Below are 20483 nucleotides of genomic sequence, written 5' to 3' on the forward strand. Positions count from 1 at the left end.
ATGAAACTAACATTAAAACAAAAACTACAAATAGCTAGAAACCTAGTCTTTGAGATACCTATCGAGATACTGCATTTTTTCGTCGTGCCGATCGCTTTGATTTTCTGCAACAAAGATAGCGAAAATCTACCGAGATGGGCAGCTTGGTTTGATGACCCCGATTACGGGGTCAATGGCGACGACGGTTGGAAAAACGAGCATTTCCCGAACGGAAAGAATAGAACATACTGGGCAAGACTTTGCTGGCTGTATCGCAACCGCATAGGAAACTTCAGCGCGAAGTATCTGGGCGTGCGAGTAGAGGACATCGACTCAAATACCGTGCGCACGATCGGCGATACGCTCGCTACCTACAACAAAGGACAAAAGAATACCGAGTGCCTAGTAACGTGCAAAATGAAAGACGGACGCGAGCGTTTCGGCTACTATCGCGAGATACGCTACGGCAAATCAAAATGGTATTGCAGAATATACATCGGCTGGAAGCTGATGGATGTCGTAGGCATGCGTGAGGATAACAAAGCCGAGTATATGGATGAGAACGACAAAAAAATACTGCAAACCGTTTGGGCTATCAACCCTTTCAAAAGGATCAAACAATGAAGCCGTCCACAAAGAAATTCGTGATCATAGCGACGGCTATCATAGCGGTAGCGACTATCCTAAATTTGATTAAAGGACTATGATGAATTTTTTAATCGCAAACAAACTTTGGCTGATCGTAATCGGCGCTCTTGCCGGCGTAATGCTTGGTCTTGGGGCTGAAATTTATAGGCTAAAAGGCGACATAAGCGACGCAAAGAACGCACTAAAAGAAGCACAAAACGAGCTAGCGATAAAAGAGGCAAATTTGCAAATCTCAACCGCAAACCTCTTTGAATGCAACACAAAAATACAACTACAAAATGCCAAGCTAGAGCAAATTAAAGCGCAAGCCCCCGATACGGTCGAAGTAAAAGAGCGGGTAATAACGAAATTTGAAAAAATAAAAATACCCGTTAAAGATGCCGAGTGCGAAAAAAAGCTTAAATTTTACGAGGAGCTAATCAATGAAGCCGCTAAATAAGGCAACTGCCAACTTTTGGTTGATAGTTGGAGTGGTTTTATTTTTAGCTGGTTGTGCGGCTAAAGAGCCGACCGTAATTACACGCACGGTTTATCAAGAAGTCAAAATCCCTGTAGTTTGTATTGAGGAAATGCCTGAAAAGCCAAAATTTGAGGCAAACGACCCACAAAGCGCGCGTGAGCTAATGGAGTATTTCAAAACCTGCGAGGAACTTTTAAAAGGGTGTGCCAATGGACGAGTTGGTAATTAAAGCTAGGAAATTCTGGCTTAGCAAAAAGGCTATTATCGAGATCATCTTGTCGATCTTGCTTATGTGGTTAGTCACAATGTGAGGCGCGGGATGAATAATATATTAGAGGAGATAGGGCTTTATTTTTGGGTGATTTTGGTGGGGCTAGTAGGCGGACTGCTAAATCTAGCAAATAGCAAGAAAAAAGGCGCGCAAAGGCTCATAAACGCGCTTGTAGGTACGGCAAGCTCGATGTTTGTATGTTGGCTAGCTTATGAAGCTACTTTTTACTTCACGCAAGCGCCGAAGTTTTCGCTAGCCGTCGGCGGATTCTTTGCGTGGAGAGGGGCGGAGTGGGCGACTGCGATGATAGATAAAGCCGTAGAGAAAAAAATAGAGGGGCTAAATGACAAGAGCTACGACTATCAAGACTACGGCGGAAGCTTTAGACACGAGGAGTGGAAAGATGACAAATAGCGAGATACTAGAGAGCTTGCAAAAAAAGCGCACCAAATGCACCGTATGGAGCAGAGTAATGGGCTATCACCGCCCCGTCGAGGGCTTTAATATCGGCAAAAAAGGCGAGCATAAGGAGCGCGCCTTTTTCGAGGAAAATAAACTAAAAAGGATAGAAAATGGCAAATTTTAACGAGGCGTTTCAAATTTTGATGAGACTTGAATTCTCTAAGCCCGAGGATGCGCTAGATAGAAATCCGACCGAGAGCGGCTGGACGTTTATGGGCATCTATCAAAACGCGCACCCGCACTGGAAAGGGTGGGATGAGATATTAGGCGCGGTCGCATACGGCGGCGACATCGAGAAAATATCCCGTGCGCTTTACGGCAGAGAGAATTTGCGTGCTGAAGTGCGCAGGTTTTACAAGGAAGCGTATTGGGATCGCATGAGGCTTGACGAAGTACAAAGCCAAATCAAGGGCAATGAAATGTTTATTTTTGCCGTAAATATCGGCATAAAACCCGCCGTAAGAGTCACACAGCAGCTGGTGGGCGTAGTGAATGACGGCATTGTCGGCGAGCAGACGCTAGCGGCGATAAACCGATATGACGAGGCGAAGTTTGACAAAGAATTTGATCGCGCCGAGCTTCAATACTATAACGGCCTGATCGAGAAAAATCCGAAGTTTAGAATTTACGCCAATGGCTGGCGCAATAGGGCTTTGGCGGTGTAAGGTGAACGCAAAATACGACAAAACCTTTGTGATCGGCAGCGCTTTTATCATCGACATAAAATACTACGGCGCAGACAGCAAGCCTCTAGCCTTCCCCGCTAAATACACGAGCGTCGATATGATTTTCACCAACATTGAAAACGATAAAAAGCTAGTGCTTAGCGGCGTTGGTAGCGTAAACGGCGGCAGAGTAAGGGTAGAAGTGCCCGCCAACGCGTGGGATAAGGCAGAAAGCGGGTTTTTTAGAAACGACGTGAGCGATATATTTGGCTCTGGCGGCAAGTGGCACAGCTATTCCGTGTGGCTCAAAAGCTCAGTGTCAAACGACGAGCTAAACATACTTCGCGGCGCGGCGAAGCTGGTAAGAGGTAAATAATGGCAGATGAATTTTTAAACCCAAACGTGTTTGTGACACCTGATTATCTCGAGGTATTTCCTCTAGGTATAAATCCCGACGCAAAATGCGACGAGAACGGTGGCGGCGGAAGTAGCGGAGGTGGTAGTGGCGGTAGCGGAGGAAGTAGCGGCGGGAATAACAAATTTAATCCTTTCGACTACCTAAGCGAGCTTGACCAAATCATCGAAGATTGGATGAATAAAAATTATACCTTTGATGACGTAAATTTGAGAAATAAGCTTCTTGGTATTATAAAAGACATCAAAGAGACCAAAAGCGAGCTAATAGCCGTCAACGGAAAAATAAAGGCCATCGTAGAAAATAACGACGTAGCCATAACGACTGACGACGAAGCACTAGCACAGGCTATCAAAAAGATCAATGCAAAATTTGGCGAAATAAGCGCGAGCATAGATCAAATCAAACAAGCCTACACTTCGGCAGACACCGCCATAGCTCAAAAATTTGAGCAACTCAAAGCGTCAATGCCCGATGCTTACGGCATAGCAACCGAGATCACTAAAAACGTAGAAACCCAAATCAAGCGAGCGGTGGACGGCAAGGTGACCTCAATCACGGGCGATTTAACGCAGCTAAAAACCAAGGTAGATAATCAAGACATAAAAATCACCAACGCCTCAGCTATAGCTACCCAAGCCAAAGATTGGGCGGCCAGAGTAAAGTCCGTAGTAACGGACGGCAACAGAATCACCGGCTGGCAATACGCCGACGGCTCGGGTAGAACTTCGACATTTGAGATTATGGCGGATAATTTTAGAATTTCAAACTCGAGCAAAAGCCTAAGCCCGTTTGTGATCGTGGGCAACAAAATAAGATTCACGGGCAACGTGGAGTTTGACCAAATTCAGCAAAAAGGAACGGTCGTAAGAATCAGATGCTACAGAAAAGCCGGGCTAAGCGCGATAAATCCTCACAAAGAAGCGGGGTCTTTCAACCCTGACGAGCAATACGCCTTAATCTGTATGGAATGGCACGAGGACGCAGCAAGAACGAAATATAAAAACGGCGTCTATATCACCGATAGAAATGCTGCATCTCAGCTTGTCGGCGCTCCGGCGATGGTGCCTTTTAGCGAGGGCGTGATAACGATATTTTATTTTAGGAATACGTGATGTTTTATCTCATTTCAAAAAAGGACCAAAAAATCAGCGGCTACGCTACATCTTTTGAAAACAGCGAGGATTTCTTTTGCGTTTCTAAGGAAGCCATAGACGAAGCCGCCAAGAGCGCGGGCATAAAGGATGTCTACGGCAGGACGTGGAAAAATGGAAAGCTGGGCAATGAAAACGGCAGCGCGAGTATTTTTTTGGATAATAGCAAATATATCAAAAAGCTTGAGCGAGATAGCAAAATACAAAATCTCAAAATTCAAGTCGACGATAAAGCATTTGACGCGGACGAAAAAAGCCAGCAAAGGATGATGATAGCGATCCAGTCTATGGACGATGGGGAAAGTACGATATGGAGGCTGGCAAACAACATGGATGAAAAAGTGAGCAAATACGAGCTGGAGCAGGCACTAAAGCTTGCGGCGGCGAAGATGAGCGAGATAATCCTAGGAAATAAAAATGCCGATTAGCGATCCTGAATTTAATGCTCTAAAATCAAGAGTGGATATGCTTGAGGTTGAAATAGATAGCGCAAAGTCTGAAATTTTAACTTTAAAAAATAGCTTTTTACTCTTGCAAAGTACAACGGCGAATCAATACAAACTAGCCATGGACAAGATAGCCGCGCTAGAGGAAAAAGATAGGGCCATAGAGCAAAGGATGGACGGGGCGGAGCGGAGCATAGGCGAGCTGGATACCGATACATCGTTTGCAAGATCAAAAATCAATAGGCTCGAAAGACAAAGAAAGGGGTTGGCGTGAAAATAAAAGGCGATAATTTTAAAAAAGCGTATGTGGATAATTTTAAGGAAATTTTACGGACTGCGACGTGTCCAGAGTCGCCTTTTGCAAAAACGACGCAGTATATAGACGAGCAGTTTGACAAATACAACATCGGCGACGATGTGAGAGCCAGGACGATCTCCGGGCTGCTTGCCGATCTATCTATAAATTTTACTCAAAACGCTATGCAAAACGCGATGGATCTAGTGCAAAAAGAGCTGACCTTTGAGCAGGAGCTGCGCGCCCTTGAGCTACGCAATCAAGGGCTAGAAAAAGAGCTCGAGGCGCTAGAGCTAAAAAACAAATACATGAAAGAAAAGCACCCGCTGGAGATGAAACAGCTCGAAGCGCAAAACGATCTCACTGCCGCGCAGATAGAAAAAATAAAGGCCGAACAAAAACTCGCAGAAGAGCAGCACAAGGCCATCGAGCGGCAAGTTAAAGACAACCGTATCATCAAATCGACCTCGATCCTGGGCGACTTCTTGCAAAACCTCGCTCAACGCGATTTGATTCCACCTGCGTCAATGAACGAGCATTTTTTCAATCTGCTCGCAGCTATCACCAAAGGCGACGGCATAACCGCCAAGCCGATAGCAGACTACGAAATCAAAAAAGGCAAATAGTTTGCCGGCAAAGGCTAAATTTGCAAACATACATAGCGTTTAACGACATTTTAAACGTCACTAATCCAGAAGATAGCGACGTTTTTTCTTTTATGGCGGGAGCCTCGGCGTTTGATTATCTCTTTGCCGGCGGCTCGGCGTATAGCCCAAGCTTCGAACCTATGCCAAACCTCGCATCTCTTTTTATATCTCAAGGTTATTCTCTTACACTTTCGTTACTCGATCTGAACGAAGACTACGCCGAGCTGGCGCTACTGCCTATGCAAATTTTGATATTTCGCGAGTGGAACAAAAGGGCTAGAGACGAGGCGGCCGAGGCCGCAGGCGAAGAGATCGACGATGTGGTCAAAAAGGCTGTAGAAAAAGCTAGAAATATATTGCGCGAGAGAGACAAAGACTTTGCCGGCCCCGACGGTAGAACGATGGGGCGAAGCGGAGCGGTGAGCGGCGAGTTTTTAAGGGAGCTAGCCGAAGAGAGAAAAAAGGGCGCGTTAAGAGCGGCGCTGCAAGGATACGCTATGAACAAGTGGGGGCCTATGGGCGCGATCGTGGCGGGCTGGGCGTATGACGGACAAATAAGCGCAGCCACGATCCACGACGTAGTGACCGCAAGCCTAAAAAAAGAGATAGTAAGCCTGGGCGTGCAGACGCTATCAAAGGCGCTTGGCGTAACTTCGGCTTTTGGTACGCTGGCGATAGGTTTTGCACTGGATAGCCTTTTTACGGAGACGTTTGAAGTGATGAGCGGGCTTGATAATCATTTTGGCTTCGGCGGCGATTTGGCAGGATTTACGAGCAAAGGAGAGCCGATGTATGAGCAAAAGATAGGTTTTTTAGACGGTGTGAAAAGGGCGCTAGGGTTTGATATAGGCAGGATCGAGCTGGAAAATCAATACGGCCAAACGGTGGGGTACGAGTGGAAAGGGAAGAAATTTGAATACGCGCATCCGATAGAAAAATTTAGCGACTATCTAAACACGCCCGCAAGGGACATGGGACTAACGCGCGCAAATAGATTTATGGACGCGGGTAGCATAATGTCGAGGATGAATCAAAGCTACAGCCGCTCTCAGATAGAAAGGGCGCTAGAAAAGAGCACGTTTGGCTCGGTGGCGGGGTTTAAGCCAGACGGCTTTTCTCCGTTTGGAAGGCAGCTATACTCCGCGGCGTTTGACGACATCATGGATGCGGTGGAGCCTGCGGTTACTTCGGTGATGAGGATGCAACAAGGCGGCATGCAACGACTCGGAACGAACAAGAATACGTTTGAAGGGTTTGCGGGGTCTAGATTCGGACAAACCGCGTATAACTATCACGGCTATTCGAGATGGGGCAAGACGCTAGGAATGCAAAAATTTAAAGAGGATTATGAGCGCGGATTTTTTGGGAATCGTGAAGTGGGTAGCCGAGGCGGAATCAACGGCACCGGAGCGCACAGCAGAGGCGGTGCAATGGCGGCCGAGGCAGCCGACAAAGCCGGCAAAAGCGGCAGCGTAAGTGGCGCCATGAACTCCAGCGGACGCTCAAATAGCTCGGGCAACCGCAGGGGCGGAAACATCGGCGGTACGACCGGCTACGGAAAGACAAGCCGCGGTGAAAAATCAAGACAAAGACAAGCCGAGAAAAACTCATCAAACAACAAAAACGGCTCAAATGGCAAAAAATAATATACGAAATTTAGGAAAAAAATAGGTAAGTTTTTAATCGAAACTTGGGTTTTGTGTTTGCCGGTAAAACGGCGGACTTCCGCCCGGTTTTTCGCAAGAACGGCCGGGCGTTTTTTAAAAATAAGGAGAGAAATATGTGGGATTGGTGGAAAAATCTTTCAAGCGGGATTAAAAATAATGCCGATAGCTTGCAGGCCGCAGGCGCGCTAGTCGGCGGTCTAGGCAGCGCATATAGCGCCTACAAACAGGGCAAGGCCGCGGATAAAACTTATAAACTAAACCTCGACATACTCAAGGAAGAAAAGCGTCGCCGAAATCAGGCGCAGCAAAATTTAGAGCAAGGATGGCTAAGCGCGATGAGCAAGAGAAAGGACGAGGAAAATGCGATTTAATATCGACTATCTAAGAGCGCCCGAATATAGCAAGGGCGCAGGTATCGGAGCGGGCTTTGCGGCTCTTGGCGATAGTCTCGCGAAAATAGGGCAGATCGGCAAAGAGCGTCAAAAAATAGACGATGAAAATCAAAGATATCAAGACGAAAAACTCTTTAAAAACGACGAGCTAAATTTTAGGAAAAACTCGCACGCCGAGACGATGAAAGCTAAGGCCGACGAACTTGCGTGGGATAAAGATAAATTCGGCAAAGAGCAAGAGTGGAATAAGAAAAAATTAGACATGGAAATGCTAAGGGCCGATAAAGATAGGGCCGTGGATTGGGCGCGAGCTAACGCGCAAGCGGGCTACTACGGCTCGCTAGCGCAGGAGCGTACGGACAAACTAAACCGCCAAAAACAAGAAGATGCAGCAAACGTAGCGGCATATAGGCAGTTTTTCCCGAATGAAACAAAAGGCAAGAGTGACGAAGAGGTCTTGGCCATAGGAAATATCATGCAACGTTTTAGCTCAAACAAGGCTGCGCCAGACGATGAAAGCTGGGTGAAAGTCGATGCGGCCACATATAACGAGTATGCGCATCTTGGCGTAGCAAAAAACTCCAAAGACGGTTACTATCTAAATAAAAATTTCGTAGACGAGCTGGCGAAGGAGTCCGATGCTAGGCGCGAAGCCAAAGGCGATCAATCCGGATATAAAGAGAGAAAAAGCGATCTAGCGAGGAAAAAGCCGTTTATTTTCGGCGATGACGGAGCAATGTGATGCCTATTACAATACGCGAATATTTAGGTGACGAGAAAATAACACAGCTAGAAAATATGGGGTTTTTGCCAAATTTGATCGCCGATATAGCCAAACGTCAATACATGTCCGACAAGCAAGCCAAAAGAAATGAGCTATCTGACGCCGGGCTAGACGGCAAGTTGGTCCAAGGCATCATGCGCGGCGATATTAACGAAGAAGAAGCGAGAAACGCGCAAAAATTTGAAGACTTTGGCGCAAAAAAACACGGCTGGGGCCTGGGCGCAGTCAAAACGGTAGCCGGCATCGCAAACGCTGCCGAACGCGTGAGCGATTTTGTTAATCCGTTTTATGAAGGCAAACGCGACGAAAAAGGGAACTACGTCTATCAAAATGCGTTTGAAAAAAGTCTTCGTCCAAAAATCAAAAGCGCGGAGAAATTGCGAGACGACTACGAAAAGGCTACCGGCGAGACGTCGTGGGGTAGCCGTGCGGCCGAAATAGGTACGGAGATGGTTGCCGATCCGATAAATTTCGTCGGCGGTATGGGGCTGCTCAGCAAAGGAAGCAAGCTGGCGCAGTTTGGCAAGAAGAGTTTATATTTTGCTGGAACGGGCGCGGCAAGCGGCGGCGTGATGGCTCTAGGCGAGGGCAAAAACGACGAAGAGATGCTAAAAAATATGGGCTACGGAGCGGCGGGCGGTTTTGTTTTGGGGCATGCGATAGATCAAGGCATCCAAGGTATCGGAAAACTCATAGCAAAGCGTCGCGCGAGCAAGGCGGCAAACGAAGCGGACGCGATAGAGCATGCCGAAAATAGCGAGTTTATAGGCGGCAGGGACGACGACGGAGGCGGTACGGGCGGTACGGCCGGCGAACTAAAAACTGCCCAGACGATGACCGCGCGGGAGTTTGCGACCGGCGAAGCGGGTCTGGACGAGGCTACGGCCGCAAAGGTAATAAAAGAAACTGCACAAGGCAAAGAAAAAAGCGACTTTGTAGACGCGGATACTTACGCAGATATAGTAAAATTTAAAAACTTTGAAAATCAAAGAGACTACGCTAGAGCTTACGGCGAGCAAATAGAAGCCGCAAAACAAAGCCTAGAGAGCGCGCGTGAACAGTCGGCCGTAAGATACGCAGACACGCAAAGAGCTATCAACGAATACCAAAAACAAGGCATGTCCGCAAGCGCGACGAAAGAGCTGATTAACGCTAAATTTAAACCCAGCGCGGACGAGATAAACTATACGAGAGCTTATAACGACGGCGCGGACGTAGATCCAAGACTTGCCGGGCAAGGGATATTTTACGCGCTTGAAAAAGATATCGCAGCCCAGGCCTACACTCCAGAAATTTACACCGCAAGACTAAAACAAAGAGGCTTTTCGGACGAGAGCGCGCAAGCCTTTACGCAAGCCTACGTCCAAAAAGATATAAATATCGCCAAAGACTACGCAAATGGCAAAGTAGCTGAGGCGTATGAAGGGCAAATACAAAAACAAATCGCAGAGGAGATTAGGGCGAGAGATGAAGCAGAAACTAACGGATTATCAGATAGCGTTTCTAGTATCGGCGATAATGCAAGCCGAGCAGGCGGACGACAAGCTGGCGATGAGCAAATACTACGCCAAGGCCGACGGGATACTGCAAATGCTAGCCAGACAGAGCGGCCAGCCCAGAGCGATGAGCAAGTGGAGCAACAATGGGCCGCTAAAGCAGATGGCGAGGTTGATGCCGCAGCTTCAGGCGAGCAAGTGGTGGAAAAACAAGGAAGCGGCGCTAGCATCGGCGGCGGGTTAGCGGTAAACTCAAACGCTCATCTAGGTAGCGGCATGGTAGCTGGAACTCTAAACTCCGTAGACGAGGACGGGAATTTTAGCCCCGAGCGATTTGCCGCGGGGTTTTTAGTGGGTCTTGCAGGTGGCAAAGCCGTAGCTACAGGCCTAAGAAAGATGACGCCGAAGCTTTATAATCAAATCCTAGGCGTAGCCGAAAAGATGCCGCAGATGGCAAACGGCAATCCAAGGCTCTTAGGCAAGCTCTACTCAAACGGTAAGGACGTAAGTTTAAATTCCTTTGCCGGAGAAAAAGCGATCACCGCAAACGTCGGCAAACTAGATCAGGCTAAAGCGATGCTAGAAAAAGGTGCGGACGAGGTAGAAATTTGGCAAAAGACGGGGTGGTTTAAGGACGAAATCGACGGCAAGTGGAAATTTGAAATAAATCCAAGAGGCGGAGAATTAAAGCCGAATCCTCCGAGAAACACCGTTTTATATAATGTTTTAAACGACGAAAAGCTTTATGAGGCCTATCCCGAGTTACAGCTATACAAGGTGGAGGTAGCCGGCGAATACAACCCGGCAGCGCTAAAAACAATAGGTAGCGCAAACGGCGGTTTTATCCCATCCCAAAAAACATTCATAATAAACGAAAAAACGACGGATTTTAAGAGCACTTTATACCACGAAATACAGCACGCTATCCAAGAAATCGAAGGATTTAGCCCCGGGGCTAGCTCTAAAAATGATAAATATTGGCTCGCGGGCGGGGAAGTAGAAGCTAGAAACGTACAAAAAAGAATGAACGACGTAAGCTATGACGGCTTTAAGAACTCTACTTCTATGGGGTTTTTCCCGTATAAAGAAGAAGCTCAACTACAAAGGATGGCGGGCGATAAAGAGTATATGGAATATCATAAATTATCCAAGAAGTACAGCGATTATCTTAACGATAAGGGCGATGGCCTTAGCGCGCAAGAAGAAGCTAGGGTTATGGAACTTTTTGAAAAGCTAAAGGGTAGGCTAGGTTTTGCCGAGGACGACTATAAAAAAGGCTATGAGCTTTATTTAAAAGAAAATGCCGAGTACCATAAACATCCTCTTCATACCCTTGACGTACCTAGAAGCGAGCGGGTGAATATAGGCCGCGGCGACTTAAATTTAAGTAAAGAACTTGAGAAAAAGTATATTCTAAAGGACGGAAGCATCAATGAAGCCGCCGTAAGAAAAGAAGCCGAGCCGTTTATAGAAAAAGAGTATAACCTAGAAAATTTTAAGGCCGAGTTTCCAAACGGTAAGGTAGATACGCCGATAGGGGAGGTCAATATAAGTTCTTTTCAGCTTAAAAAACTTGAATTAAAAGGTCGTAAAAAATATCTAGGGTTAATAAAACCGACTCTTGAAAGGCCCGCATTTGTCGTGGATTTTGAAGATACTACGTTTTTCTTTAAGCCTTTTAGAGATAAAGACGGCGTCGTTAAATTTGCTTCCGTAATTAAGGAAAGAGACGGGGGATTAGATGTAACTTCTAATTATCCTATGGCGAATAGAAAATTTGAGCTAATAGCAAGAGAAGGCAAAGTAAGATATGTCCAAGGCTCTGTGGCGAAGCCCGTAGAACACTCCTTGGACGATACCGTCCGAAGCTCTGGTGATATAAAATCCTTAGAACACTCTTCGGACAGTAAGGGTATTATACAGCAAAACGAAGAAAAAGTCTATCATGGCCGCAAGATAGAAGAGATAAAGCGCACACATCCAAACGTGGAGCGCGAGCTGGACGAAAGTATAGTGGCGATGAGAAAAGAGAGCTTTAACGACTCAAATTTTAAAGACGGGCTGATAAGTAAATTTGATACGAAAGAGATAACTACCCAAGAGCTCGGCAAAAGCGTAAATCTAAGCGACAAACAGCTAGCCGTCCTAAAAAACGATATAAAAAATGCGGACTTTAAAGTAATCAATGAAAGCAAAATTTACTTTGACAAGATCGGCAAAGACGGGGATAAAAAGAGGTTTTTCGTCGATATCGCAGAGGATGGGAGCCTAAGAGTAGACGCATACGCAAAATCGCAAGTAGATAATATACCAGTAAAGCAAAGCGCACTGGAGGAGCTCGCAGGCGTCGGCGACGCGGCAAGGCTAAAAAACATGAGCTTTGAAGTAAAAGCGGCGTATCGCAATGAGCTAGATCCCATCAAAAAAGAGGCGATACTAAAGACCGCCGAGCTAAACAAGCTAAAAAAGGCGGCGCAGGGCGGAGATAAGGCTGCCGCGGCTAAATTTGAAGAGTTCAAGGCTAGAAATTTAGACGAAAACGGAAATATAAAAGACGGGCTAAGTCTATGCTAAATCTGCCGAGGAGTAAAAATGAGTAATGAAAAATGTCCACTAAAACAGATTCAAGAAAGATCAGGGAAGCTACTCGATCGCTGGGCGCTAAAGGTTGATAGCACATTTGAAAAGGCGGGCGAAAAGCTGGATGAAGCCGCAAAGTGGGCTGATGAAAATATCCCGTTTGCCGGTGAGCTGTTAGACGTGCGTGATCACGCCAAGGAGATCGACGAGCTGCTGGGCGAATACCACAGAACCACTGCGGCGATATACGCGCAAGCAGGGCAGTTTAAAGAGTATCTAGGCAAGCTAAGCCTAGGCAATAGAAAGGCGATGTTTAAGGCGCTAGACGGCGAGATGAATCCTAGCGAGCTACCGGAGCACGTCAGGCCGCTATACGAAAAAGTGCGCAAGACTATAGACGACGGAGCGCAAGCCCTGGTGGACGCGGGGGCGCTAGAGTCAAAAAACGTCATCAAAGACTACGTCAAACACTACTACAGAAAACACCTAGACGAAGCTAAAGAAAATAGCCGCATCGCAAAGGCGCTCAGGCAGAGCAAGTTTTTTGCTAGAAAGCAGATGAGTTGGGAGCAAAAGCAACTGCGCGAGATAGAGGACGATGCGGCCTTCGCGGTAACAAATACGATCCTAGAGCAAAAAAAGCAGCTCGCAAAAGCCCAAACCCTAAAGCTTTTCGCGGATAAATTTGCTAAAGACGCGCCGCCTGAAGGGGCCGAAGGGCTAAAATGGGTAAGGATAAGCGACGAAAGCGCGGGCGGCGGTATCAAAAAATACGGCGCGCTGGCGGGCAAATACGTGCCTGAAGACGTCGCAAACGCTCTAGCCGAGGCTGAGATGCTAGGCCGAGAGATGGCGAAATTTAACGGCTCATACTACAAGCTGATCGATCATATCAAGGTAAACGTGACGGTGAAAAATCCTTTTACGCATCTTTATAACTTCGGCTCAAATATGGCTCTTGCGTTTTTGCACGGGGATTTTAACGAAGCGGTAAAGACTACGACGGCGTGGATAGGCGGGAGCCGGCAATTTAAAAAATGGGAAAATTTAGCCAACTCGCTAGGTCTTGATAGCCACCTAAGCGACCTTGAGGGGCTGGTACGACCGCTACAGAGCGACTCAGGCGGCAATATCCTAACAAGGGCGCTAAAAAACGCGTATATGGCCGAGGGTAGCTATCTGGGCGACAAAGCCAGATATCTATACTCGATGGAGGATAAGGTATTTAAGATCGCGAGGTTTAAAAAAAATCTTGAAATGATCGCCAAAGACAAGGGCTTTGACGTAAACGACTTTAGCAAATTTAGCGCGGATGAGCTAAAGGCGGCGATGAAAGACGCGCAGTACTCGTATGTGGACTACTCAACGCACTTTAACGGCACGCTAAAAATGCTTGATAAAAGCGGAGTGCAGCCGTTTCTTCACTATGCCGTGAAAGCGACTCCGATGGTCGTAAAGGCCGCGCTAAAGCGTCCGGATAGATTTTTGATGATGCAAGCGGTGCTAGCCTACGGCGGCGGTAGTGCATGGCTGGGGGCGGACAACGAGCAAGATAATCTAGCAAAGCCGGAGTGGGCCGAAAGCGGCGCGCTGCCAAACCTCGTGGGCGTAAAAAGTTGGATGAGGGTTGGCGGTACGGACTGGTATTTTAACTCCGGGCGCTTGGTGCCGGGCTTTAGGTTTGATGGGTTTGACAAGCTGGAGTTTAACGGAGGCTTCGTCGGCGGCGCTATAAACATAGCAAGCGGCAAGAGTACGCTAGGCTACAAGATAGAGGGCGAAGAAGACTCGGCCGCCGAAAAAATAACCAAAAGAGTGCTGGAGCTAACCAAAAGCTACTTCCCGCCGATCTCTCCGCTAGGTCGCTACGGACAGCAGCTAGGAGCACAGGCTACGGCCGACATCACGGGGCTAAACGTCGCGCCTAAAGACTACAACAAAGACGATCTAGGATACGGCGGTATAATGGCAAGGGGCGTGGGCGTAAGAAGGTTTAACAAAGAAAAAGAGTACGGCAAGGAGCTAAAAAAGGCTCGCAAGGAGTATGAGCAGCTAGTGCCGGTAAAAGTGCCCGACTCCAAAGATAAGGAAAAGGTAGAAAAAGCCAAAGCCCATAACGAAAAGATCGCAAAGCTAAGCGTGCAAGATCTGCGCGAGGCTAAGGCTAGGGCGGAAGCTAAATTTAAGCGTATAAAAGACGCCGCGACCGCAGACGGCGTGAAGCTAGATATCGAGCTGCTAAAGCAAGGCAAGCAGGGCGGCGGGGCTTTTGGAAGCTTTAAATTTAAGTTTGGGGAGTGATCGATTTTCTTTACTTTTTTAGAAATTTGAGCTATAATCAACCCGAAGTTAAAGGCGAGAGCTTCTCTTTCTCGCCGCTCTCATTTAAATATCCTCTTAAATTCTCATGAAAACATCCCATAATATCGTCTAAAAAGATACTCAAATTTTGCGGCATTATGCCCGTTACTTCCCCGTTTCTTAACGTGCTCACGCGAGGTTTGCCGTCGTTGGTTTTATATAAATTTTCAAAGTGGAAAGCGCGGTTTCTAATCGAAACCAAAAGATCGAGGCATATCCTGACTTTGTAAAAATTTCTTAGCTTGGTTTTTCTGTTTGTCTTTGAGTATTTGCGAAAGTCCACACCTCTAAGGTCTAAAATCAGGTTATGAATACTGCGGCGGTTGATCAGCTGCGCCCAGTAACCGAAAGTCTGATGCGAGACAAACGCGCCATCGCCGATGTCCAAAATCTGCGCGACCCTGTTTCTAGTCGCGATCTCGATGATGCCCAGCTTTGGTGCTAGCTCGCGGATAAGCAAAAAATTTGCCCTATGCTCGTCAGCACTGGAGTATCCGGCTAGTCTATCTTTAGAGAATATCGCCTCGAGTTCATCTTGGTTCATCTACAGCCTTTTATATAATTTGCGCGATTTTAGCCAAAATTTGCTTAAGCTCGGTCGTGTATGCGGGGCATTAAATAGGCCGAGCGGTGGCGATCGCGCGAGTTTAGAGCGACACAAGCGGCAAGCGATGCGGCGACGGGGCGCGGTTTGGCATTTTCTCTTACGGCGACGGCGCAAACGCGAACACGCAAAACAGCCGGAGCAAAATAATGAGATAATCCCTCGGGGCGGGGCGAGCGTGCGGGTTTTGAAAGCCAAACCCAGCCCGTTTTTTGATGTTTTTGCGGGCTTTGGCGAAAAAATAGGCAGACATGGCGGCTTGCTCGGGTGGCTTTTGCTCGCAAACGGCTTAAGCTTCGCGAGTGGAAAATCAGCGAAAAACGGTTTGAAAATTTAGTAACGAAAAGAATACTTTTCAATACTACTTTTTAAAGAGTGCCTAAAATAGGGCATTTGCGCACGGTAAAGAAAAGCGGCTTAAGGTTAGGGTGGGCAAATTTAGCTAAATTTGGGCGAAAAACGGCGATTTGGTTTAAGGTTAGGGCGGCTTTTGCTCGGGCTGATTAGTTTTATTTTTTAAGCTTCGCGGCGGCGGCTTTATTAAACTAGCGGCAGCCGATCGGAGCGAGCGGGTAAATTTAGATGTTATAGGGGGGGGGTATGAACCCACTCGCCCCGCGCACTACAATACTACAGTCACCCTTAAAATTTCAAAATTTTCAAACTTTTTTATTATAAAATTTACTTATAATTTCACTTGCAAAGCCCTAAAATAGCGCTTTTTTATCTAATTTGGTCGATCCTCTTATAAAACTTTATCTTTTTGTGAGCCACCCTCTCGAGCGCGCCAGCGTTGGGGCTTGCGGCCGCCGCCCCCTCCGCTGTGCTCGGTTTGGACTCACACCCAACTCTCCTCATCTTCATATTCCTCGTAAATTTCATCGTAACTTTCGTCGAAAAATCTTCCTGCGATATACTGTAAAATATATGCGGCCGCATCCATAATATCGTCGCTCTTGCTCTCCGTTTCCGGGTCAAACCCCAGCAGCTGTGCCTCTAGTTCGTCGGTGGCGTTTAAATTTGCATTATGATAAATTTGCCTAGTGCGGTAGTAGGGCTCTAAATTTGAGATACGTTTGTTTTTGGAGTTGCCGCCGTGGCTGAGTGGATCTATCGGCAAATTTACGCCCGTTAATTTTTGAATAGTGTCGATCGTGTAGAAAAAGTCGTTTTGCATGCCGGCCTTTTCTATACCGATGCGCGCGGGATTAAAGGTAAGGTAAATTTCGATTATCCGTAGGCTTCGCTCAAACGGCGTAAAGTATCCGCTTGTGATGTCGATGATAAAAAGCCTGTTTTGCCTATCTATCGCAAAGGTAACGTAGGCAGTCTGGTCCCTACCTTTCCCGCTTGATATGTCGGCCACGGTATAAATTTGACACTCTTTTAGCCAAATTTTCTCTCCGCTTTCTAGCTCAATTTTGTTTGCTCGTCTGATTTTTAGCTCTTGTTTGTTTACCCCGTCGGTTACGGTCACGGTCGTAAAAGGTTCGTCCGCCCTATACTCCACTCCCTTAAAGTACCTGAAATATTCGCGCTTAAAGATGGCCTTTTGCGGATCTATTGCGGCGCACATATACTCTTGATAAAATTCGTTAGCTAGCCCTTTTGAGACTAGGGTGCTTTGTATTTTTTTGATTTTATCCATCGAAAAGCGAGACGGCCATGAGCTGGCGCCGTTTCTGATGATCGGAATTTTTATGTAGGTCCAGTCTTGTTTGGCGTCCATTTCCTCGGTGTTGTTTACGATGTTGTTCAGGATGCTGTCCCCATTTAGTATGGTGCCTAGTATCACGGCCTTGCCGCGGGTAGGGTGTAGAGTAGGGAGTAAGTCGGCGTAAAACCAGCTGCGCAGCTTTTGGCGGTTTGCGTTTGAATCGATAGGGTATCTGCCTACTTTACTCTCCAGGTCATCGATGATCAGCAACGTTGGGCGCATGTTGTCGATATTCATACCGCGAGGATCTTGCCCAGCCGAGAGAGACACTACGTAGCATTTTTTCTCTATACTTTTGCCGTCTTCATCCTTCATACCTTGATTAATAATAACCTCGATAAACCCTTTGTTCCAAGCCTTGCCGCGAGCCAAGGCGTAGCCTTTAGCAGCTGCTTTGTCGATGCTGCCTTTTATAGCTTCTAAAAACGCCGTAGCCTTGTCTTCGTTGGCCGAAACGATCATAATAAAGGGCTCGGTGGCGAAATAAAGGCGGCTTAATACGTAAATTTTATTTAGTAGGGTAGTTTTGCCAGCGCCACGAAAAACTGCCACGGCCTTATATTGCCCTTCGCCGTCGATAAAGCGTATAATTTCGAGGTGAAATTTAGGCGTCTTGTTTTCAAAAATTTCAGGTTCGACGTCTTTAGCAAATTTGAGATATAGCTCAGGAGATAGATTCATTTAGCGTCCTTTTTGTTTAAAAAGGTAACATGGATTTTCCTAAATTTTATAAAAAGCTACAAGACAAAAAAGTAAACGGATATTTTTACGGATATTAAAAATATACAACTTCAACAATATGCAGTATTTTGGGGATATTTATTGTAAGTATGGTAGTTGGTGAACCCACTACCTATTCATATTAAATTATCTCAGATTTTTAAAGCTATTTTGTCATTGGATTTACTCTAAAACAGTTATCGTAAGTCAAATTTAAGCCGATTTTTAAAATTTGCGGTCAAATTTGACGTCAAAATCAAGCAAAGGCGAAATCTAATTCGCCTATTTTTTGGTTTGTTTTAGCAGGTTCATCTTCATCTCGTAGTAGCCTACGCTCATATCGACGTAGTGTTTGTGCGGGTTTTCAAAGCGCTGCTCCTCCTGCCAAATTTCATTTTCGAGCTGCTCTTTTACGTACTCTCTGATTTGCGCTAAATTTACCTTCTCGCCCGTGCGCTTACCGTCTTTTACGACTAGATTTTGTAGCTGCCGCGCCGTGCAGCCCTCAAAATACAGCTCCTTCCACGGTTTTTCGGGATCTATGTAGCGGTACGGCTTGGATAGATCCGGCGTTTCGTCTGCGTTTGTGATGAGGTCGGCTATGGCTTGGCCGTTTTGGTAGATGCGCCAGACCTTTTTTATGCCGGGATTGGTCATCTTTTCTACCGCTTCTGAGAGCTTGATGCGAGGGCTAAATTTGCCGTTATTCTCGACTGCGACAAGCTTATAAACCCCGCTAAAGATCGGATCGCTCTTGGAGGTTATCAGCCGTTCTCCCACGCCAAAGCCGTCTATCTGTCCGCCTTGAGCCAGGATCGAGGCGATGGTGTATTCATCCAGGCTGTTTGAGACCGTGATCTTGCAGTCTTGTAGCCCTGCGGCATCCAGCATCGCGCGCGTTTTTTTGGATAGATATGCCAGGTCGCCGGAGTCTAGCCTGACCGCTTTTAGGCGCTTACCGAGCGGTTCTAGCACCTCTTTTGCCGTTTTTATCGCGTTTGGTACGCCGCTATGCAGCACGTCGTAGGTATCTACGAGTAGCGAAGCGGAGTCCGGATAGAGCAGGGCGTAGCGCTTAAAGGCTTCAAATTCGTCGCCGAAATACATAACCCAGCTGTGCGCCATCGTGCCCGTCGTCGGTATGCCGAAAGCCTTAGCCGCCAGTACCGTCGCCGTGCCGTCCGCGCCGCCGATATAGGCCGCTCTAGCGCCGTATACGGCCGCGTCGAAGTTATGCGCGCGTCTGGCGCCGAAGTCAAATACGCTCCTGCCGTCCGCGGCCTTTACAATGCGTCTAGCCTTGGTCGCGATGAGGCTTTGGTGGTTTATCTGCGATAAAATCGCCGTCTCTATGAGCTGCGCGTCTATAGGCGAGGCCACGACTGTCATAAAAGGCTCTTGGGGATAGATGATCGTACCCTCGGCAAATGCGTATATATCGCCTCTAAAGCGAAATTTGCGCAGGTAATCCAAAAAATCCTCGCTAAATAAATTTAACGAGCGCAGGTAGCCAACGTCGCTCTCATCAAAGTGTAAATTTTCCACATACTCTATAATCTGCTCAAGTCCCGCAAATATCGCAAAACCGCCGCCGTCGGGCACCTTGCGGTAAAAAACGTCAAACGCCACGCGCGGTTGATCCCCGCTTTTAAAATACCCCTCCGCCATCGTAAGCTCGTAAAGATCCATCACCATGCTGACATTTCTCGCGTCAAACTGCGTCATTTTTGCCCTTTCTCGTTAAAATTTGATAATGATATAACCCCGCGGCTTGCGAGACGCTGAAATTCGGCGGAATGATTTTAAACAAATATATTATTTAATCTCATAATATTATCACTTTTTATCGGTTTTTAAGCTCCTTTAGCATATAGTTTTAAATATTTTATTTAAAGAAAATTTTTTATATTATCTTTATATTTTAAATTACGTTTTTTGATTTTCGAAGGAAATAAAAATTGAAAATTTAGGAGGATTTTATGAAGCAGGCTTTGCTTTTAAGCAGTTCGAGTTACAAAGATACGGGCTATCTTAAGCATTGTAAAAACTGGATATACGAGTTTTTGAAAGAGTGCGGAGTTTGGGACGAGCAGGTACTTTTCATCCCGTACGCCGGGGTTCGCCGCACGAATGACGAGTACGAGCAAAAGGTCATCGACTGCCTAGAGTATAAAAATATCGCGTCCATCCATAAATTTAGCGATCCAAAGCGCGCCGTAGCCGAGGCTAAAGCTATCTGTATCGGCGGCGGAAACACCTTTGCGCTGCTTTACTATCTTTATAAATTTGATTTAGTCGAAGCTATCAGGCAAAGAGTGGAGGCCGGAGTGCCTTATTTTGGCTGGAGCGCGGGCGCAAACGTTGCCGGAAGCACGATGATGACCACAAACGACATGCCTATCATCATGCCAAAAAGCTTTGACGCGTTAAATATCTTCCCGCATCAGATAAATCCGCATTTTATCAGCGGTAAGATCGCCGGACACAACGGCGAAAGTAGGGAGGAGAGGCTGGAGGAGTTTTTGATAGTAAATCAAAAAAGCCTGATTTACGCGCTGCCTGAAGGCACGGCTCTAAGGATAAAGGGCGAAAACGCAACCGTGATGGGCATGGAAAACAGCCCCGTCTTAAAAATGGCGTATCAAAAAGAAACCGAGCTCATAAAAGTCGGCGAGAGCTTTAAATTTTAGCCGTTTGGGCCCGCACTCAAATTTAACGAG

At 46.7% G+C, this 20483-nt stretch carries 20 protein-coding genes; 17 read left to right on the forward strand and 3 right to left on the reverse strand.

Annotated elements, in window-relative coordinates:
- The 16 genes from ACTTJF_RS00970 to ACTTJF_RS01045 all read left to right on the forward strand — a co-directional run bounded on the left by ACTTJF_RS00970 (nt 1) and on the right by ACTTJF_RS01045 (nt 14662).
- Nucleotides 1-603, forward strand: a complete 603-nt coding sequence (locus ACTTJF_RS00970) for a DUF7338 family protein (protein ID WP_442550359.1) — start codon at nt 1-3, stop codon at nt 601-603.
- A gap of 82 nt (nt 604-685) precedes the next feature.
- Nucleotides 686-1066, forward strand: a complete 381-nt coding sequence (locus ACTTJF_RS00975; protein ID WP_442550360.1) for a hypothetical protein — start codon at nt 686-688, stop codon at nt 1064-1066.
- Nucleotides 1050-1316, forward strand: a complete 267-nt coding sequence (locus tag ACTTJF_RS00980; protein ID WP_442550361.1) for a hypothetical protein — start codon at nt 1050-1052, stop codon at nt 1314-1316. Before ACTTJF_RS00975 ends, ACTTJF_RS00980 begins: the two co-directional genes overlap by 17 nt.
- A 90-nt stretch (nt 1317-1406) precedes the next feature.
- A complete protein-coding gene (locus ACTTJF_RS00985) occupies nt 1407-1772 on the forward strand; it encodes a phage holin family protein (protein ID WP_442550362.1) in 366 nt (121 codons plus the stop codon).
- Nucleotides 1762-1944: an anaerobic ribonucleoside-triphosphate reductase gene (gene nrdD, locus ACTTJF_RS00990; protein ID WP_442550363.1), complete on the forward strand. Its 183-nt coding sequence runs from the start codon at nt 1762-1764 to the stop codon at nt 1942-1944. Before ACTTJF_RS00985 ends, nrdD begins: the two co-directional genes overlap by 11 nt.
- Nucleotides 1931-2485 carry a glycoside hydrolase family 108 protein gene (locus tag ACTTJF_RS00995; protein WP_442550364.1) on the forward strand — a complete coding sequence of 185 codons (555 nt, stop codon included), beginning with the start codon at nt 1931-1933 and terminating at the stop codon, nt 2483-2485. The genes nrdD and ACTTJF_RS00995 overlap by 14 nt, the downstream gene beginning before the upstream one ends.
- A 1-nt stretch (nt 2486) precedes the next feature.
- Nucleotides 2487-2861 carry a hypothetical protein gene (locus ACTTJF_RS01000; protein ID WP_442550365.1) on the forward strand — a complete coding sequence of 125 codons (375 nt, stop codon included), beginning with the start codon at nt 2487-2489 and terminating at the stop codon, nt 2859-2861.
- Entirely contained in the window at nt 2861-4015 is a 1155-nt protein-coding gene (locus tag ACTTJF_RS01005; RefSeq protein ID WP_442550366.1) for a hypothetical protein, read from the forward strand. Before ACTTJF_RS01000 ends, ACTTJF_RS01005 begins: the two co-directional genes overlap by 1 nt.
- Nucleotides 4015-4482 carry a hypothetical protein gene (locus ACTTJF_RS01010; RefSeq protein WP_442550367.1) on the forward strand — a complete coding sequence of 156 codons (468 nt, stop codon included), beginning with the start codon at nt 4015-4017 and terminating at the stop codon, nt 4480-4482. Before ACTTJF_RS01005 ends, ACTTJF_RS01010 begins: the two co-directional genes overlap by 1 nt.
- Nucleotides 4472-4774 carry a hypothetical protein gene (locus ACTTJF_RS01015; RefSeq protein ID WP_442550368.1) on the forward strand — a complete coding sequence of 101 codons (303 nt, stop codon included), beginning with the start codon at nt 4472-4474 and terminating at the stop codon, nt 4772-4774. Before ACTTJF_RS01010 ends, ACTTJF_RS01015 begins: the two co-directional genes overlap by 11 nt.
- The gene (locus ACTTJF_RS01020; RefSeq protein WP_442550369.1) at nt 4771-5421 is read left to right on the forward strand and encodes a hypothetical protein; all 651 of its coding nucleotides are present in this window, start codon (nt 4771-4773) and stop codon (nt 5419-5421) included. The genes ACTTJF_RS01015 and ACTTJF_RS01020 overlap by 4 nt, the downstream gene beginning before the upstream one ends.
- 20 nt (nt 5422-5441) lie before the next feature.
- Nucleotides 5442-7088 (forward strand): hypothetical protein, encoded by a 1647-nt coding sequence (locus ACTTJF_RS01025; protein ID WP_442550370.1) that lies wholly within the window; start codon nt 5442-5444, stop codon nt 7086-7088.
- A gap of 134 nt (nt 7089-7222) precedes the next feature.
- Entirely contained in the window at nt 7223-7480 is a 258-nt protein-coding gene (locus ACTTJF_RS01030; RefSeq protein ID WP_442550371.1) for a hypothetical protein, read from the forward strand.
- Nucleotides 7470-8243: a hypothetical protein gene (locus ACTTJF_RS01035; RefSeq protein ID WP_442550372.1), complete on the forward strand. Its 774-nt coding sequence runs from the start codon at nt 7470-7472 to the stop codon at nt 8241-8243. The genes ACTTJF_RS01030 and ACTTJF_RS01035 overlap by 11 nt, the downstream gene beginning before the upstream one ends.
- Nucleotides 8243-12355 carry an LPD23 domain-containing protein gene (locus ACTTJF_RS01040; RefSeq protein WP_442550373.1) on the forward strand — a complete coding sequence of 1371 codons (4113 nt, stop codon included), beginning with the start codon at nt 8243-8245 and terminating at the stop codon, nt 12353-12355. Before ACTTJF_RS01035 ends, ACTTJF_RS01040 begins: the two co-directional genes overlap by 1 nt.
- An 18-nt stretch (nt 12356-12373) precedes the next feature.
- Nucleotides 12374-14662 carry a hypothetical protein gene (locus tag ACTTJF_RS01045; RefSeq protein WP_442550374.1) on the forward strand — a complete coding sequence of 763 codons (2289 nt, stop codon included), beginning with the start codon at nt 12374-12376 and terminating at the stop codon, nt 14660-14662.
- Nucleotides 14663-14699: 37 nt separating this feature from the next.
- On the opposite strand, the gene ACTTJF_RS01050 is transcribed toward ACTTJF_RS01045, so the two are convergent.
- From ACTTJF_RS01050 to ACTTJF_RS01060, 3 genes are all read right to left on the reverse strand, one after another.
- Nucleotides 14700-15266 (reverse strand): ATPase, encoded by a 567-nt coding sequence (locus tag ACTTJF_RS01050; RefSeq protein WP_442550375.1) that lies wholly within the window; start codon nt 15264-15266, stop codon nt 14700-14702.
- An 898-nt stretch (nt 15267-16164) separates the two neighbouring features.
- Nucleotides 16165-17724: a hypothetical protein gene (locus ACTTJF_RS01055; protein ID WP_442550376.1), complete on the reverse strand. Its 1560-nt coding sequence runs from the start codon at nt 17722-17724 to the stop codon at nt 16165-16167.
- Nucleotides 17725-18045: 321 nt separating this feature from the next.
- Complete coding sequence (locus ACTTJF_RS01060) at nt 18046-19488, reverse strand: nicotinate phosphoribosyltransferase (RefSeq protein WP_442550377.1); 1443 nt, start codon at nt 19486-19488, stop codon at nt 18046-18048.
- Nucleotides 19489-19742: 254 nt separating this feature from the next.
- On the opposite strand from ACTTJF_RS01060, the gene pepE reads away from it, so the two are divergent.
- Nucleotides 19743-20453, forward strand: a complete 711-nt coding sequence (gene pepE / locus ACTTJF_RS01065; protein ID WP_442550378.1) for a dipeptidase PepE — start codon at nt 19743-19745, stop codon at nt 20451-20453.
- The last annotated feature ends 30 nt before the right edge of the window (nt 20454-20483 follow it).

Origin of the sequence: Campylobacter sp., assembly GCF_052170435.1 — a bacterium.
Classification (GTDB): domain Bacteria; phylum Campylobacterota; class Campylobacteria; order Campylobacterales; family Campylobacteraceae; genus Campylobacter_A.

Excerpts from the sequence above, each read along its gene's own strand:
- ACTTJF_RS00970 (WP_442550359.1), top strand. The coding sequence starts at position 1 with ATGAAACTAACATTAAAACAAAAACTACAAATAGCTAGAAACCTAGTC.
- ACTTJF_RS00975 (WP_442550360.1), top strand. The coding sequence starts at position 686 with ATGAATTTTTTAATCGCAAACAAACTTTGGCTGATCGTAATCGGCGCT.
- ACTTJF_RS00980 (WP_442550361.1), top strand. The coding sequence starts at position 1,050 with ATGAAGCCGCTAAATAAGGCAACTGCCAACTTTTGGTTGATAGTTGGA.
- ACTTJF_RS00985 (WP_442550362.1), top strand. The coding sequence starts at position 1,407 with ATGAATAATATATTAGAGGAGATAGGGCTTTATTTTTGGGTGATTTTG.
- nrdD (WP_442550363.1), top strand. The coding sequence starts at position 1,762 with ATGACAAATAGCGAGATACTAGAGAGCTTGCAAAAAAAGCGCACCAAA.
- ACTTJF_RS00995 (WP_442550364.1), top strand. The coding sequence starts at position 1,931 with ATGGCAAATTTTAACGAGGCGTTTCAAATTTTGATGAGACTTGAATTC.
- ACTTJF_RS01005 (WP_442550366.1), top strand. The coding sequence starts at position 2,861 with ATGGCAGATGAATTTTTAAACCCAAACGTGTTTGTGACACCTGATTAT.
- ACTTJF_RS01010 (WP_442550367.1), top strand. The coding sequence starts at position 4,015 with ATGTTTTATCTCATTTCAAAAAAGGACCAAAAAATCAGCGGCTACGCT.
- ACTTJF_RS01015 (WP_442550368.1), top strand. The coding sequence starts at position 4,472 with ATGCCGATTAGCGATCCTGAATTTAATGCTCTAAAATCAAGAGTGGAT.
- ACTTJF_RS01030 (WP_442550371.1), top strand. The coding sequence starts at position 7,223 with ATGTGGGATTGGTGGAAAAATCTTTCAAGCGGGATTAAAAATAATGCC.
- ACTTJF_RS01035 (WP_442550372.1), top strand. The coding sequence starts at position 7,470 with ATGCGATTTAATATCGACTATCTAAGAGCGCCCGAATATAGCAAGGGC.
- ACTTJF_RS01040 (WP_442550373.1), top strand. The coding sequence starts at position 8,243 with ATGCCTATTACAATACGCGAATATTTAGGTGACGAGAAAATAACACAG.
- ACTTJF_RS01045 (WP_442550374.1), top strand. The coding sequence starts at position 12,374 with ATGAGTAATGAAAAATGTCCACTAAAACAGATTCAAGAAAGATCAGGG.
- ACTTJF_RS01050 (WP_442550375.1), bottom strand. The coding sequence starts at position 15,266 with ATGAACCAAGATGAACTCGAGGCGATATTCTCTAAAGATAGACTAGCC.
- ACTTJF_RS01055 (WP_442550376.1), bottom strand. The coding sequence starts at position 17,724 with ATGAATCTATCTCCTGAGCTATATCTCAAATTTGCTAAAGACGTCGAA.
- ACTTJF_RS01060 (WP_442550377.1), bottom strand. The coding sequence starts at position 19,488 with ATGACGCAGTTTGACGCGAGAAATGTCAGCATGGTGATGGATCTTTAC.
- pepE (WP_442550378.1), top strand. The coding sequence starts at position 19,743 with ATGAAGCAGGCTTTGCTTTTAAGCAGTTCGAGTTACAAAGATACGGGC.